Source organism: Arenibacter troitsensis, assembly GCF_900177645.1.
Taxonomy (GTDB): Bacteria; Bacteroidota; Bacteroidia; order Flavobacteriales; family Flavobacteriaceae; genus Arenibacter; species Arenibacter troitsensis.
The window spans coordinates 52038-68678 of the sequence record NZ_FXAO01000006.1 but is presented as its reverse complement, the minus strand read 5'-3'; the positions used below and the strand labels follow the sequence as shown (position 1 = coordinate 68678).

At 41.7% G+C, this 16641-nt stretch carries 12 protein-coding genes and 1 pseudogene; 10 read left to right on the top strand and 3 right to left on the bottom strand.

Annotation, left to right across the window (positions count from 1 at the left end; genetic code table 11):
* Positions 1–189 precede the first annotated feature (189 nt).
* From B9Y87_RS14355 to B9Y87_RS14325, 7 genes are all read left to right on the top strand, one after another.
* Positions 190–1575 carry a glycoside hydrolase family 88 protein gene (locus B9Y87_RS14355; RefSeq protein WP_085499887.1) on the top strand — a complete coding sequence of 462 codons (1386 nt, stop codon included), beginning with the start codon at positions 190–192 and terminating at the stop codon, positions 1573–1575.
* A gap of 2 nt (positions 1576–1577) precedes the next feature.
* Positions 1578–2402, top strand: a complete 825-nt coding sequence (locus tag B9Y87_RS14350) for a sugar phosphate isomerase/epimerase family protein (RefSeq protein ID WP_085499671.1) — start codon at positions 1578–1580, stop codon at positions 2400–2402.
* Between the two features lie 33 nt (positions 2403–2435).
* Positions 2436–3581, top strand: a complete 1146-nt coding sequence (locus B9Y87_RS14345) for a Gfo/Idh/MocA family protein (RefSeq protein ID WP_085499886.1) — start codon at positions 2436–2438, stop codon at positions 3579–3581.
* A gap of 24 nt (positions 3582–3605) precedes the next feature.
* Complete coding sequence (locus B9Y87_RS14340; protein ID WP_085499670.1) at positions 3606–4382, top strand: 3-ketoacyl-ACP reductase; 777 nt, start codon at positions 3606–3608, stop codon at positions 4380–4382.
* Positions 4383–4493: 111 nt separating this feature from the next.
* Positions 4494–4721: a hypothetical protein gene (locus B9Y87_RS14335; RefSeq protein WP_085499669.1), complete on the top strand. Its 228-nt coding sequence runs from the start codon at positions 4494–4496 to the stop codon at positions 4719–4721.
* Entirely contained in the window at positions 4718–6133 is a 1416-nt protein-coding gene (locus B9Y87_RS14330; RefSeq protein WP_085499668.1) for a sodium:solute symporter family protein, read from the top strand. The genes B9Y87_RS14335 and B9Y87_RS14330 overlap by 4 nt, the downstream gene beginning before the upstream one ends.
* A 189-nt stretch (positions 6134–6322) precedes the next feature.
* Positions 6323–7240: an AraC family transcriptional regulator gene (locus tag B9Y87_RS14325; protein ID WP_085499667.1), complete on the top strand. Its 918-nt coding sequence runs from the start codon at positions 6323–6325 to the stop codon at positions 7238–7240.
* Between the two features lie 143 nt (positions 7241–7383).
* Here B9Y87_RS14325 and B9Y87_RS22420 read toward each other — a convergent pair.
* The 3 genes and pseudogenes from B9Y87_RS22420 to B9Y87_RS14310 all read right to left on the bottom strand — a co-directional run.
* Positions 7384–7473: pseudogene (locus B9Y87_RS22420) on the bottom strand (hypothetical protein); the annotation flags it as partial.
* Positions 7474–7666: 193 nt separating this feature from the next.
* On the bottom strand, positions 7667–8536 hold the full coding sequence (locus tag B9Y87_RS14315; protein WP_085499666.1) for a hypothetical protein: 870 nt from the start codon (positions 8534–8536) through the stop codon (positions 7667–7669).
* 112 nt (positions 8537–8648) lie between these two features.
* Positions 8649–9611: a bifunctional Delta(1)-pyrroline-2-carboxylate/Delta(1)-piperideine-2-carboxylate reductase gene (locus B9Y87_RS14310; RefSeq protein ID WP_085499665.1), complete on the bottom strand. Its 963-nt coding sequence runs from the start codon at positions 9609–9611 to the stop codon at positions 8649–8651.
* A gap of 902 nt (positions 9612–10513) precedes the next feature.
* Here B9Y87_RS14310 and B9Y87_RS14300 point away from each other — a divergent pair.
* The 3 genes from B9Y87_RS14300 to B9Y87_RS14290 all read left to right on the top strand — a co-directional run bounded on the left by B9Y87_RS14300 (position 10514) and on the right by B9Y87_RS14290 (position 16601).
* On the top strand, positions 10514–12244 hold the full coding sequence (locus tag B9Y87_RS14300; RefSeq protein WP_245808718.1) for a PQQ-dependent sugar dehydrogenase: 1731 nt from the start codon (positions 10514–10516) through the stop codon (positions 12242–12244).
* Positions 12245–12470: 226 nt separating this feature from the next.
* Positions 12471–14729 carry a ligand-binding sensor domain-containing protein gene (locus tag B9Y87_RS14295; RefSeq protein WP_085499662.1) on the top strand — a complete coding sequence of 753 codons (2259 nt, stop codon included), beginning with the start codon at positions 12471–12473 and terminating at the stop codon, positions 14727–14729.
* A 282-nt stretch (positions 14730–15011) separates the two neighbouring features.
* Entirely contained in the window at positions 15012–16601 is a 1590-nt protein-coding gene (locus B9Y87_RS14290; RefSeq protein ID WP_085499661.1) for a sulfatase family protein, read from the top strand.
* The last annotated feature ends 40 nt before the right edge of the window (positions 16602–16641 follow it).

Here is a 16641-nt window from a genome sequence, read left to right as displayed (position 1 = left end):
AAGACAGGCTAAGAATTGAAAATCCTTTCCTTAATTTTTTCATTCCCTCTTAAAGGAAACCAAGGTGCTGCAATAGGAAATTCCGTTGGTAAATATTGAAAAAGTACCAGCATTTGAAGTAATTGTCATGGATTTGTTTTGCTATGGAAAGGTAAATTTGTGAAACATGCCATCACTTATAAAGATTATATGAATATCAAGGACCAAAAAAGAACCGAGGACTTAAGGGATAAACTAAATGTTTTTTGGAAATTATCAGGCCAAAAGATTTTAGCAATAGATAAGAATTACGATACTTCCAAGGGCTCCCCTGTGTTTACGATCAATGGAAAATACACGACTAGGGGCTGGACGGAATGGACACAAGGCTTTCAGTACGGTTGCGCCGCATTGCAATTTGATGTGACTGGCAGGGAGGAATTCCTAACAATGGCCCGTAGACATACCTTAGATAAAATGGCCTCGCATGTAAGCCATTTTGGAGTACACGACCACGGTTTTAATAATGTGAGTACGTATGGGAATTTACTCCGAATAATGAACGAGGGTAGAATTCCTGAACGGGAATGGGAACGTAATTTTTACGAGTTGGCCCTTAAGGTTTCCGGGGCGGTCCAGGCTAAAAGATGGACGCCCATTAAGAATGGAGGGTTTATGTATTCCTTTAACGGCCCCCATTCCTTGTTCGTGGATACTATTAGGACGGTTAGGGTCCTAATGGTGGCCCACAAACTGGGTCATGGACTAATGGGGGAAAACGATGAAAGAATTAGTCTCCTTCACAGAGGGGTGATACATGCCCTGGCCACGGCCAAATATTCAGTTTATTACGGCGAAGGAAGGGATAGTTATGATACCGAAAGTAGAACGGTCCATGAATGTGTTTTTAATACCAATGACGGAAATTTTCGTTGTCCTAACTCACAACAGGGCTATACTGGTTATAGTACTTGGACCCGGGGCCTAAGTTGGGCCATGTTGGGCTTCGCAGAGGAATTGGAGTTTTTGGAAACTGTAGGGGACGACGAATTGGATGGCTTGGGAAGTAGAGAGGAAATTGAGGCAATATTTTTGAAAGCGGCCAAGGCAACTTGCGATTGTTTTATTGCCAAGACCGCTTCGGATGGAATTCCTTATTGGGATACTGGTGCCCCATTGCTATACAAATTGGGGGATGATTATTTGGAGAAACGCTCCAACCCCTATAATACCTTTGAACCCGTAGATAGCTCGGCAGCCGTTATAGGTGCGCAAGGCTTATTGCGATTGGGGAAATATTTGTTGGACAAGGGCGATAAAGAGGGCGAAAAATATATTCAGGCCGGACTCCTTAGCTCGGAGTCTATTTTTAGCGAGCCTTATTTGAGTACCGATCTTAACCACCAAGGTCTGATATTGCACTCTATATACCATAGGCCCAACGGCTGGGACCATGTTCCTGCAGGAAGTACAATACCCAATGGTGAATCCAGTATGTGGGGAGATTACCACGCCATGGAACTGGGCTTGTACCTGCAAAGGTTAATGGACGATCAGAAATACTATACGTTTTTTGGAAGCACTGAAAGGGCATAAATATGGCAGATCTATCTAAAATGTGCATGCATACCATAACCACCAAGCCTTGGAAATTGACTCAGGCTGTGGAGCATTACGCCGAATCTGGGGTAAGGGGAGTTTCGGTATGGCAGGATAGCGCCCAGGAATTGGGACCTTTAAAAAGTGGAGATCTTATACGGGAAAATAACTTGGAAGTAGTGTCCTATGTGAGGGGAGGTTTCTTTCCCCATTCCAGCAAGGCAAAAAGAGACAAGGCCATTCATGATAATAAAAAAATGATCGACGAGGCTGCCGAACTGGGAGCTCCTATGCTAGTTCTGGTCTGTGGAGCGGAACCCAATTTAGATCTTGAGGAATCGCGTAAGCAAATTCAAGGAGGAATAGAAGATATTGTTCATTATGCCGCAGAAAACAAGGTGCAATTGACCATAGAGCCCCTTCATCCAATGTATGCCGATACCAGATCGGCCATAAACACCTTGAGACAAGCGAATGTCATGGCAGAAGCTATAGCTTCCGAATGGGTAGGAGTTGCGGTAGACGTCTACCATCTGTGGTGGGATCCCGACCTGGAAAAAGAGATCTATAGATGTCAGGAACATGGCAATTTTTCCGCTTTCCATATTTGTGATTGGAACGTTCCGACTACTGACCTTTTGTTAGATCGAGGTTTAATGGGGGAGGGATGCATTAAATTGGATCAAATAAAAAAATGGGTGATAAAATCGGGTTTTGAAGGTTTTCACGAAGTGGAAATATTTTCTGAAAAATTTTGGAAGCAGGACCAAAAGAAATTTATGGATAAGATTGTTAAAAGCTATTCCGATTATTGGAGAAGCTAGGTTTAAAATTTATTGAAATTAAAATTGGGAATTATGAAAGTACATAAGGTAGGCATTATCATGAATGGGGTTACGGGAAGAATGGGTACCAATCAGCATTTAATGCGTTCCATGGTGGAGATAATCAAGCAGGGTGGTGTAAAGGTCAATGAAGCCGAAGTTATAATGCCCGATCCAGTTTTGGTAGGGAGGAACATGGCAAAATTGGAACATCTAAAGTCCATATCCGGGGTAGAAAAGCTTACGACGGATCTTGACAGTGTACTGAGCGATCCCTACTATCAGGTGTATTTTGATTCCCAAACTACCGGAAGAAGGGCGCCTGCCGTTAAAAAGGCCATTAAGGCAGGAAAACATATTTACTGCGAAAAACCCGTGGGGATATCTACCGAAGAGGTATTGGAACTATACCAACTATGTAAACAGAAAAGCCTTAAGAACGGTGTGGTTCAGGATAAGTTATGGCTTCCTGGGATGCTGAAAATTAAAAGACTCAAAGAGCAAGGGTTTTTTGGGGAGATTCTTTCCGTTCGTGGGGAATTTGGATATTGGGTATTCGAAGGGAATTCCATTGCGGCCCAGCGACCGAGTTGGAACTATGTTAAGGAGAAAGATGGAGGTATCATAGTAGATATGTTATGCCATTGGCGGTATGTACTGGATAATCTTTTTGGTAAGGTTAAAGCGGTTTCCTGCTACGGGGCAACACATATTCCAGAACGCGTGGATGAAAATGGAGATAGCTACCAATGTACAGCCGATGATTCGGCATACGCCACTTTTGAATTGGAAGGTGGGGTAATAGCCAATTTTAATTCTTCCTGGACGGTCAGGGTACGAAGGGACGATCTTTTGACCCTTCAGGTGGATGGTACTAAGGGGTCCGCTGTGGCAGGCCTCCGTGATTGTTATATACAGCATTATGGGAGTACACCAAAACCGGTTTGGAACCCCGATATTAAACAGCCTATAGATTTTTATGAGGATTGGAGCCTGGTGCCAAAACAAGAGGATTATGATAATGCCTTTAAGGTGCAGTGGGAATTGTTCTTAAAACATATTGTAAAGGACGAGCCCTTTCCATGGTCTATACTAGAGGGGGCAAAAGGTGTTCAATTGGCCGAAAAAGGCTTGGAAAGCTGGGCAAAAAGAGCTTGGGTAGATATCCCGGAATTATAATCATACACTTAGTAAGTTTATTATATGAAAGCGAAAAAATCAGCCTTGGTTACCGGAGGTAGTAGAGGAATAGGACTTAGTATTGCGAAATATCTGGCAAAAGCTGGTTTTAATATTGCTATCAATGGCATGAGGCCCACAACAGAGGTAACTAGTGTATTGGAAGAGTTGCGGGATTTTGGGGTTGAAGCAATTTATTGTCGCGGCAATGTAGGGGATAGTGAAGATAGGTTGCGAATAATACAACAAATTCAAAACAATTTTGGACAGTTGAACGTCCTGGTCAATAATGCTGGGGTCGCCCCTTTGGAAAGGAAGGACATCCTTGAAACCACTGAGGAAAGTTTTGATAGGGTTTTGGGGATCAACCTAAAAGGTTCTTTTTTTATGACCCAAATGGTGTCCAATGGGATGATAGCGCATCAAAAGATCGATCCTGACTTTCGTGGATGTATCATAAACATTTCTTCGGTTTCTGCCACCATGGCTTCCGTTAATCGTGGGGAATATTGTATCTCGAAAGCTGGATTGAGTATGGTGACCCAATTGTTCGCTGTGAGGCTCGGGGACTTTAATATTCCCGTATACGAAGTACGTCCTGGAATAATTAAGACCGATATGACAGCAGGGGTGCAGGCCAAGTACGATAAATTGTTCGAAGAAGGTATTGCCGTTCAGAGGAGGTGGGGAGAACCTAATGACGTGGGTAAAGTAGTTGCTACCTTGGCAAAAGGAGATTTTGCGTATTCCACTGGACAGGTAGTTTTGGTGGATGGGGGACTATCCATAGGACGCCTATAAAACTATAGGTTTCTTTGGGATTTTCTATAGCTTTCAAAATTGTTTAAATCTGCAGGGCATTTGGATGAACTGCATTAATTAGGGCTTTTTGGCCCCTAAAAATAACCTATCATGAAATCTACCAAAGAAAAATTATGGCTGTTATGTTGCATTTCGGCCTTTTTGATTATCGCATTTGGTCTTAGCCCTTTGGCACTGGCAAGCGATACTTTTGATCCAAAACTGTTTGGAATGCCTTACGTGCTTTGGGTTAGTATAACTTTAAGCATCCTCCTTATTCTATTAACCGTTCTCGGAACTTTGGTGCATCCCGGAAGTGATAATTCTACGGAAGAATGATAACAATCTTTATAGTAATAGCAATAGTTTATTTAGGGGTGCTGGTCACTTTCTCCCTTATTACCAGACAGAAGAATAAAGATTCTACTTCCTATTTTTTGGCAGGTTCCAAGGTGGGCTCCGTACTTGGTATTTTTACTTTGGCGGCCACCCTTTTTAGTACGTTTACCATGATCGGAATGCCCGATTTTTTTAGGACCCATGGGGTAGGTTCATGGATATTTTTGGCCTTTTCTGATGCAGCAATGGTCTTTGGGATTATTTCAGTGGGATATTATCTTAGAAAAAAAGCCAGGCGCAAAGATTTCAGGGGGCTTTCGGGCCTAATGGTACAATGTTATAAAAACAAATTTGCCGGCTATATCACTTTTGTGGGCGCCTTTATTTTTTTGGTTCCCTACGTAGCTATACAGATTAGGGGCATTGCTATTTTTTTGAACGCCACGTTTCCCCAGGCGATGCCTATATGGGGATGGGCTATTTTAATAGTTCTTATTGTGTTGATTTATAGTGAGGTGGGAGGGTTGAAGGCCATTATTTATAGCGATATGCTACAGGGGATTATTTTATTATTGGTCATTAGCGTCATTGCCTATAACTGTGTTTCCTATTTTGGAAATATGGAGAATTTATTTGCGAAAGTGGAAGAGGTAAATGAAAAGCTGCTATCGGTGCCTGGCCCCAATGGTTTGTTCACTACCCAATTCCTTATAGCTTCGCTTATTGCCATTACCATGATCCCTTTTACCCAGCCACAGGTGGTGACCAGGATCATCATTATGAAAAATTATAGATCGTTGTTCAGAATGGCCATAGGATTGGGCATTTTTGCCTTGATCATTATTTTTGCCACCTTGTGTATAGGAATGTATGGGGCGGTAAATTATCCCGACCTGGATACGGCCCAATTTATTCATGCCGTCATAATTACGGACCAATCAAATTTGGTGGCCGCCTTTGCCGTTCTGGGATTAATAGCTGCGGCACTTTCCACTTCTGATTCACAAATTTTTGCATTGGGCGGGGAACTGAGGTCCCTTTTGACAGGGGAGGATAAAAAAATGCTGGGCATAACACGGGTGGCTATAGTCTTCTTTGCAATGGTGGTCTTTGCTTTTTCCCTATTGGCATCCAATGAGCTTGTGCTATTGGCCCGTACGAGTTTTACGGGTACGGCTTTAATGGCGCCTATGATATTTACGGCCCTCTTCAGTACCAGAAAATTGAAAATGGTAATGCCCGTATTTACCCTGCTGTCGATGTTGCTCTTTATAGGCTCGCTATTGAACATTATCCCTAATATGGTTTTGGGGCTTCGCTTGGATTTGATGTTGATGCTACTTTTGGCCTTGCTTGGCCTTTTCACCTACCATTTTTCTCCAAAGGGAGACCTGGACAGCGGAAAAGTCTAGTTTGCCATGGCTTTAAAAAGAATATAAAGAGGGTAAGGTTCACTTCCTGTCTTTCCTTGAATTAGTAAAAATACTATAGGGCAATTACCTGCACCTTTCAGTTTTTTTTGGTATACCAACCATGTTTCTCCTAAAAAATCTTAAATTTCATAAAGAATTAGTCGCGTTTTCTAATATTTTTAAGTGGGAATGAACAAAACACCCTTGTACTCAATTGAAGGAGAAAAGGAATTGGATGGTATTTTTAGGCTTTATCGGTTTAAGGACCAAAATACGACGAATACACCCCTTCCCCATGTTCCCTTTCCTACCAATCATCCCCATAGACATAATTTTTTTGAAATCTGTATTTTTATAGAAGGATCTGGGAACCATATTCTGGATTTTGAGAATTATGAAATTTCTTCCAAAAGTATCCATGTCATCTCGCCAGGACGTACACATCTTATGAATATAGAGAATTATTGTAATGGGTATATTCTGGCTTTTAACAGGGAATTTCAAGCGTTCTATTACCGACAGACCCCCAACATCCTTAACAGTACCTTCTTTTTACATAGGGATATTCCGCCAATTTTGAGCCCAGGGGAGTGCCAGTTTGAAGAACTACTTGGGGTGTTGACCAAGATAAAGGAAGAATTGGCAAAAGGCACCAAGGATGTACACCTGATCATAAGGTCCTATCTTAATATTTTTCTATTAAAGTTGGAAGAGCTATTTGTAGATAAAATTTTCGTCAAGGGAAGTCCAGTGGTGAACGAATTGTTTGTTGAGTTTAGGGATTTGGTAGAGGAAAATTATGGCCGCGTCAGGCAGGTAAAGGAATATGCGTGCATGCTGCACATTACGCCTATAAAACTCAATCGTATTTGTGTCAAATTTTCGGGAAAGAATGCCGGTGACTACATCTTGGATAGGATAGTGTTGGAAGCAAAGAGACAGTTGATTTTCACCAGTATGTCCAATAAAGAAATAGCATTTACCTTAAATTATGACGACCCTTCCTATTTTAGTAGACTTTTTAGGAAGAAGACCGGTATGTCCCCATCTGAATTTCGCAAAGAAACATTATGTAAGTGGGGCCGAAAAAAGGTTTTGGATATTTAAATAAAGCTGGTGTTTTTCCATTTGGTTTTATGGTTCAAATCTTTTGTTTGTTTCGTACTTTGTAGAAAAAGGCTTCCATTTTAAAGTCATGGAACAAGTTCTAATAGCCCGAATTCTCTTGGTATGACCGGTACCTAAATATGGGAGGAGGTCATTACTGCAACCGCACCATTCGCTCCTCTGGAACCGTAAATGGCAATGGAAGAGGCATCTTTTAATATTTCTAAGGATTCCGCTCAATAACTGCGCTATAATGCATTACCGTTTAAACGGTGTAAGCTTTTAGTGCCTTTTACGCGCGAATTATTTATTTCTCTTTTTTTTCCGTTCAGTAATTTATGTTTTGAAATTATCTTGAATCATGACCATTGGATGTGTTTATGCAAAGATTTTTGTTGATCTAAACAAAAAAACTTGGAAATGGCGCTACTGAGCTTTGTCTACTGGATAAAACGGTTTTTCAATTACCCCTTCATCACTAAACAAGGAAGATTTATCAACATCCTGAAGCAAAGTTGTAATGAGACCCATTTTGTTATTGATCAAGACACTATCCTGTACTAATCTTATACCGTGACTATAATCTGCGTAGGTATTACTATGACCAGCATAGACAGGTTGGATAGGGGTTCCATTTTGGTAATGCCAGCCATAGATCACGACCGGCTTGGGCGAACTTTCATAGATTTTGTTCGAAATTACAACATCCTTTTTATGTCCGGCCACCAAATCTCCCAAAGGAGCCTGTAAAAGGGCTTCTTTCCTTTGTTTTTTGAGTAGCAAATTATGTTCCCACATAACCGGAATTGTGGTCATTTGGGGACTAGGGGGAATGGGGGTGGGGGCCATTTTTAGTGAGGCGTTGCTCCATATTTGATCTACCATATGTTTGGTTGGAAGGCTGAAACCAATGGCCTTCGCTATTTTCTGGGCCAAAATTGGGGTCATGGGCACCAGGAAATAATCGATATCCGAGCCAATAGCCAAATAATCCGGAAGTACAAAATAAGTTACAACATAAGTGGAATCCTTGATGCTTTTTGAAAATGTAATGGGTTTCAAATCCCGTAAAAAATTGGGCACATTTCCGTTCAAAACCTCTTGGTAAATCTGTTTTTCCCTGTCGTCAATGTTTAGGGCTTCAATCTGATTTTTGAAAGTGCTACCGGAAATAGCATCGTTGGCACGAGGGGGAAGGGGTAGTTTTTGAGCCTTCAGTATACCCAAAAAGGCCAATGCTAAAAATAAAAACATGACGGCAGACTTGTTTAATGCCAAATAAAGATTTTTGTTCATTTCTCGATATTCTATATTTACGAGTGTATTTTCTCTAATTTTTTAGGTTCCAAAACCTCTTACATATTTCAAGTTTGATCGATTTAAATGTTCGCGAACTCTTGCCTTGCCATTATCGATTATTTTGGAACATTTTGTAATAATAGGTGGCAGCGGCCAAATCTTCCAAGGCATGTCCAACCGACTTAAACATCGTAATTTCCACATCGTTCTTCCTGCCATGTTTTTTTTGGGAAGTGAGTTCAAACAAATCGGCCTTGATATCCCTCTCTTTCAAAACTCCACTTTTTAATGGAATAACAATGTCCCCACTTTCTTTTAAACCGCCTTGATAAGTATCTACAAACACCTCCGCTTTAGTAACCGTTTCATCATCAGCCTCCCGCATATCTACCTTATATGCTCCTACTAAATCCACATGTTGCCCGGGTTTTAGATGTTTTCCCAGAACGAGGGGAGTTTTGGATAAGGTGGCCGAGGATATGATATCGACTTCAGAAATTTTATCCTCAATCGCTTTTATGGGTTGAATATGGAAGGGTGCATTCTTTAGTTGCTCGCATATGCCCATGGCCTTGGAATAATCCCTTCCCCATATATAGACCGTTTTTATAGGGCGTACACTGGCATGGGCCAAGATTAAATTGGGAGCAAGGGCTCCAGTGCCAACCATTAATAGGGAATTGGAATTTTTCCTTGATAAATATTGTGATGCCAAAGCAGAGGCAGCGGCCGTTCTTTTTACGGTTAAGCTCTTGGCCTCCAAAAGTCCCAGGATACCGCCCTTTAGTGCATCCAGATATATATACACACCCTGAATGGCCGGAAGGTTAAACTGGCCATTTTTAGGACTCACAGTGGCGATTTTTACTCCTGCCTGTTTTCCCGGTTTCCAAGCAGGCATCAATAACAGGGTGGAATCCTCTTTTACTTCGGGATTGGGAAAATCGTGATGATGTCTCATGGGCACCATGGTATCCTGGTCGGAAAATGCATCCTTTAGTACATTGATAAGACTTGGAAAATGGGTGTTTTGCTCTATAAAACCAGCCGGAATTTGGGTTATATTATCCATTTGGCCAAAGTTATAAAAATATGGGAGAGTTCAGGAAGGTTATTGCTCGCCATGCGCGTTATTGGATAGGTAGGAAACGGCCTTGGAAATTTTCAGTGCCAATGCTCCTTTCGCAATTGGATCAGCTTATTGGGGACTAAAATTTACAATGATTTTATTGTCAATATTTTAGATAACCAGTAAAATTTGCGCTGTGTTAAGTTGGTACTGGTTATAAAGGCCTTGCCTGCCAAATTGGATAGTTCCCCCGAATACCTTTTCGGCAAGCTGGCCAATATGTTTTTAATATTTGATTAATTCTGACGATAAGGAGTATGGTCTTAATTATAAACCATTGGCCCGTTATCTTGTTTCAGAGGACAAATCTAATTTGATAAAAAGAGAATCCCTTGCGGAAAACCGCAATGGATCGATTTCTATTCCTGGGGAGTTGGAATTAACTTTAAAGGGGTTTTATTGGTGGCATCATTTAGGCCGTTGGAATCAATTGGTTTTTTGGGATTACTTTTCGATTAACGGGCCGTTCAAAACAAACTTTGCTTTAGTCTCACCAGCTTATAAAAGCATACAGAACCTTCATTGCCATCTGCCGGACCAATATGGGTTTTAAGTTCATTGCCGATGAAATATCATAATCATCCTCTAAAAATAATTTGAAGGCACTTAATTATTTAAACAAATTTGATTAGCTTAGGAGGTGTTGTTTGGTTTGTGAATCAGATATTTAAGTCACTTTGATAAAAGATTAAGTCTGACTTCCAATGGCAACTGAAATAGGGACGTGATTCGTCTACAGATTCATGGTCTTATAGTTATAGCTTATAATAGATGTAATCTTCTTGGTACCGAAAAGGAAATATAAAGAAATGGCAGTTCTCCTCCGCTTAAAAATCATTTTGCTTATGTTACTGGTTTCGGGCATTTTGTTGCAATGCAGCAAGAACCTACCACCTGGAGACCCCGATAGTGGGGGATTGGTGCTTCCTGAAGGTTTTGAGGCGGTAGTGGTAGTGGACAGTATAGGATCTGCTCGGCATCTTGCGGTTAATGACAATGGTGATATATATATTAAAATGCGATTTGCCCATGAGGAAGGCGAAAATATTGGTCTCCGCGATAACAATAATGATGGAAAAGCGGACCAAATAGAACGGTTCGGGGTATTTGATCAGCGTGGTTATTACGCCACAGGAATGCGGATATACAAGGATTATTTATACTACAGTACCGCCAGTACGGTATATAGGCAAAAGTTGACAAGGGGCAAGTTAGTGCCGGAAAGTGAGCCGGAAGTTATGCTTACGGATGATTACCAAAATTCCCCTTTTGGCTACTCCCATATTGCCAAGCCACTAACTTTTGATGGAAATGGACATATGTATGTTCCCTTTGGTTCCCCTGGAGATGTTTGTCAATCAAAAGAACAGAATAGAATGCCAGGCGCATTGGGACAGGATCCATGTCCGGAGTTGGAATGGCATGCCGGGATATGGCAATTTGACGCCAATAAGCCCGGTCAGACTCAGAAAGATGGATACCGCTATGCTACCGGAATTAGGAGTGTAGTGGGAATGGATTGGAACCCTTACGATAATACCTTGTATGTCTTACAACATGGCCGTGACAACCTGAACCGTAACTGGCCCGAATACTTTTCGCCTTGGCAAAGTGCTATGCTGCCCTCCGAAGAGTTTCTTAGGGTGAAGGAAGGTACCGATGCCGGGTGGCCTTATTACTTTTACGATCATATGCAGGGCAAAAAATTACTCAATCCCGAATATGGGGGGGATGGCAAAAAGGAAGGCGATGGGGCCAAATACGAGCAACCTATAATTGGTTTTCCAGGTCATTGGGCGCCAAACGACCTGCATTTCTATCAAGGGAACCAATTCCCTGAGCACTACAAAAATGGAGCCTTTATTGCCTTTCATGGTTCCACTATCAGAGCTCCTTTTCCGCAGGCCGGTTATTTTATAGGTTTTGTTCCATTTAAGGATGGAAAGGCTGGGGAATGGGAAGTTTTTGCCGATGGCTTTACACAGGTCGATAAAATTGTAGATACCGATGATGCAGGATACAGGCCCATGGGTATTGCCATGGGACCCGATGGGTCATTGTATATAAGCGAAAGTGAACATGGCAAAATTTGGCGGGTAATGTACAAAGGGGACAAGAAGAATTTTGGTAAGGATCAACTTCGGTCTATGGACGAACGCAAAAAATTACCGCATATCAAAACACCGGATGAAATTAAGGATGATCTTACTCCACTGCGGGCAGAAGCCGGGGCAATATTATATAACAAATACTGTGGAGCCTGCCATATGGCCAACGGTATGGGAGACGGTAGTAGATTTCCGCCCATCGCTGGTTCCGAATGGGTCCAGGGGGACCAAAAAAGACTTATAGATGTTGTATTGAGTGGATTAAGCGGACCTATAGAGGTAAATGGAAAAACGTATGACGGCGTGATGCCGCCCGTAGACTACTTGGAAGATGAGGAAATTGCCCAGATACTGACTTATATCAGGAAGGAATTTGGCGATAATTCCTCTCCCGTTGGCTCCTATTACGTAAAACAGGGCAGGTACTTAGCAAGGAAGAAAAAAGAGGCTTTAGAGGCTGGGAAGTAGATGTTTTGCATATGCTTACTAGGTCTACAAGATTAATTTTTTAAACGGACTTTTAGTTTGTAAAAGAAGAATTCAATCGGTCTTTCAATAAACTTTAATTGCAATCAAGTTGTATAGTGTAATTGGATGACCTTCATGGTTAATAATTAGTAAAGGTTTGAAATTGATTTTAGCATATATCCAGAGCTTGGATTAACTTTAGAGCCAAACCGATCAACCATTTGAAATGAAAAAAGCCATTTTCTTTCTTTTTATAATTCCAATGCTGTCAATAGGTCAAAACAAGGATCTAAGATCCAAACAATATGCAAATCCCATTGTCACATACATAGATAAGCCTTTTGAGCAGGAATATCATGATGCATTTAATGTTTCCGGTTACAGTGAGGAGGCCAATAATGTTAGGGCCATTCAGCCCGATTTGGAGGGAAGCATCTGGATTGCCACCAAAAATGGCATCTACCAAAAGGAAGTCGGTTCAAGGGAATGGAGGATAGTAATTGGCGGGGATAACCAAGGCCCGGCCTATGACGTGGCAATGGACAACGATCAAAATGTTTGGATGGCTACTTGGAATGGGGTCTATAGGAGTGGAGCAAGGGAAATCCAAAAAATGGAAGGTCCTAAACCGCCCATTGCCAAACTGCTATCGGCAAAAGAGGGGGTTTATGCCTTGGGGCCATATGGAATATGGTTGTACCGGGATCAAAAATGGGAGAAAAAGGATTTCAATACTGCAAGAAGTATTCGCACCGTATTGTCCGACAATAAGGGCGGACTTTGGATAGGTACAGACGTGGGGCTTTACCACTGTGCGGATGAAAAAACTACGGCATTTCAAGGAAACGACGATTTAATCAGTGCCTATGTCAAGGGAATGGATTTTGACCAAGATGGAAATCTATGGATAGGGGGATTAGGTGGGGTGTCCATTAGAAATAAAACTGCAAAAATTGGAGAAAAAACGCCTGAAGATGGGATAACCAATGCCAATGTAAATGCTGTGGCAAAGGGACCAGACGGCAGGATGTGGGTGGGAACCCAATTCGGGATAACCAGATTTGTACCGGGAGAAAAAGAGTATTCCGTTAGAGTGGGCAGGCGTTGGTTGGTATCTGATGAGGTGAGGGATATTGCATTCGACCAACAGGGAAATGCTTGGGTTGCCACTGCTAATGGAGTAAGTGCCATTAAGCACAGACAAATGACCCTTGAAGACAAGGCGGACTATTTTTATGATAAACTGTTAAGGCGCCATGTTCGGGAGCCTTGGATAATAGCCCGTTCCAAATTAGCGGTGCCTGGCGATACCACGACCATACAACCCGAGGACGACGATAATGATGGGGAGTTTACCTCCAATTATCTGGCCATGGAATCTTTTAGGTATGCAACGACCAAAAATCCGGAAGCCAAGGAAAGAGCCAGAAAGGCCTTCGATTTCTTACATTTTTTAAGGGAAGTAACCGGTGGGGATGGTTTTTTTGCAAGGACCATAATTCCAGTTTCATGGGAGCAATCCCATGATATGAACCGCACTTACACCGAGCGTGAATTGGCCGAGGAAATAATTGAAAATCCCAGACAGAAGCCGGTAGAAAAACGTTGGCATGTTTCCAAGGATGGTAAATGGAAATGGAAAGGCGATACTAGTAGCGATGAGATTTCCGGGCATTTATTCGGCTATTATTGTTACTATAACTTGGTGGCCGATGATAAGGAAAAAAAGCGGATAGCGGATCATTTCAGCAAAATTATGGACCATCTCATAGAGAACGATTTTAACCTAGTGGATGTGGATGGGACCCATACCAAATGGGGCGTTTGGTCTCCGACCATTCTGAACCACAATCCCGATTGGGCTCCGGAAAGGGCGTTGAACTCTTTAGAGTTGCTCGCTTTTTTGAAGTTTGCCCATTACATTACCAAAAAAGAAAAGTATCAAAAGGAATATTTGCAATTGATAAGGGAAGAAGGGTATTTGGAAAACGCAAAAACCTTGCATAACACCAACCCTTCCTGGGAGACTTATTTTGATATCTTTTTGTCCTTATACATGTATCCCACCTTAATCAACTATGAAGAAGATCCAGAACTGAAGAGGGTGTATCAGGACCATTTGGAGCAATGGTTCAATAAGCATAAAAAAGCTAAGAGTCCGATGATCAATTTTACGTATAATCTATTGGCAGGAGGAAATGAGGAACTGGATAATTCCATTGCGTTTTTAAAGGATGCTCCCTTGGAATTGGTTGATTGGTATGTTGACAATGCACAAAGGGAAGACCTTAAGGTAGTGCGGCAACCTATTCTTGAAGAGTTGCAGACAGCCTTGCGCCCACCAAGTGAGTACCGAACTATGAGGTGGGATCAAAACCCTTATGTTGCGGTTAGTGGCGACCCGTCTCAGGAAAAAGAACCTGTTTATTGGCTACTACCGTACTGGCTGGGACGTTATTTAAACTTGATATCGGCGGAAAAGTAAAACTTAGGACAATCAAAAGCGTTTGTTATAGTTTTATCAATAAGGGAAAAGACTTGTTATTTGGCTAAAACCCTACAAGGTCAGTTCATAATTACGATTGAAATAATGGCCATCGCAATGTGATGTTCCAAAAATGAAGGCTTCTCCGGGTTATGTATTTTGCCTTAAATAAAGTACATTTTGTTTAAAATAGATAAATGAGTATACCTAACTTATGCGGTCGAGCCTTTCTTTGGGTTTAATGGCAATTTTTAGGAATTTTAAGCTTTAAAATAAAACATCATGAAGACGAAATTCATTGGAGCTGTTCTTGGTTCTGTGCTATTAATGGCAATCTCAGGTTGTAAGTATAAGACTGAAGAAAAATCAGTGGTCAATCTGGAAAGACCTAATATCCTTTTTATTATGTCCGACGACCATACCGCCCAGGCATGGGGGATTTATGGGGGCATACTCAAGGATTATGTGCACAATCCCAATATAAAGCGGTTGGCGGCCGAGGGTTGTGTCCTGGAGAATTGTTTGGTCTCCAATTCCATTTGTACTCCAAGTAGGGCAACGATACTTACTGGCCAATACAGTCACATTAATGGAGTTACCACTTTGGGTGCGGGCCTGTCTCCCGAACATAACAATATAGCAAAAGAGCTGCAAAAGGGTGGTTATTCTACCTCTGTTATTGGTAAATGGCATTTAAAACAAGAGCCGGCAGGATTTGATTATTATGCCGTATTGCCAGGGCAGGGGGATTACTGGAACCCAAGATTGAAAACTGCCGACAATTGGGAAGACTACTACGGTGGAGGTAAGGTAGTGGAAGGTTTCAGTACCGATATCATTGCGGATAAAACCATGGAGTGGATAGAAAATAGGGACAAATCCAAACCCTTTATGGCCATGTGCCATTTTAAGGCAACACATGAACCTTATGATTACCCAGAACGCTTTAGTCATTTATATCGCGATGAATTAATTCCTGTTCCGGATTCCTTCTACGATCAAGGAGCCGAAACTACTGGGCGGGTCTTTAAAGGGCAATCTATAGACAACCTACAAAAACGCTATTTGGCTGCCACTGCCGATCCGGAATTGAGAAAGGATTATATGGCCTATCCAGAATTACCATTTTCAGTTGAGGGCCTTAGCGCAGATGAAGCAAGAATGAAGACCTATCAGAAATTTGTAAAGGATTTTATGCGTTGCGGAGCTGCCATTGATGACAATATAGGGAGGTTGTTGGATTATTTGGACAAATCTGGATTGGCAGAAAATACCATCGTTATTTATACGGCAGATCAGGGTTATTTCTTAGGGGAACACGGTTGGTTCGACAAGCGTTTGATCTATGAGGAATCCATTCACATGCCCTTTGTTATAAGATACCCAAAAGAAATTCCCGCCGGAACTAGAAATTCCGATATCATAGAGAATGCGGATTTCTCGGCCCTGTTCGCGGATTATGCCGGGATACAGTATCCGGAAACCATGCAAGGGCATAGTTTTCGTGATAACTTAAAGGGAAATACCCCCGCGGATTGGCGCAAACATGGCTACTATAGGTATTGGGACCATAGCAAAGACCGACCTGGCCATTTCGGAATTAGGGGAGAGCGCTACAAACTTGCGTTTTATTATGGAAACGGACTCAAGGTAAATGAATATACCAAGGAAGAACAACCCGATAAATATTGGGAATTCTTTGATTTGCAAAAGGACCCCAAAGAACTTCATAATGCATATTCCGATTCGGAATATCAGGATATTATTGCCGAAATGAAAGAGGAGATATTAAGGCAAAGGGAAGCCTTGGGGGATACCGATTCGGATAATCCGGAAATACATCAAATTATTGCTGACCATTGGGAAAGTTAGGAAAAAGGGGATGCATTAATTAAGAATTGAACAATATTGA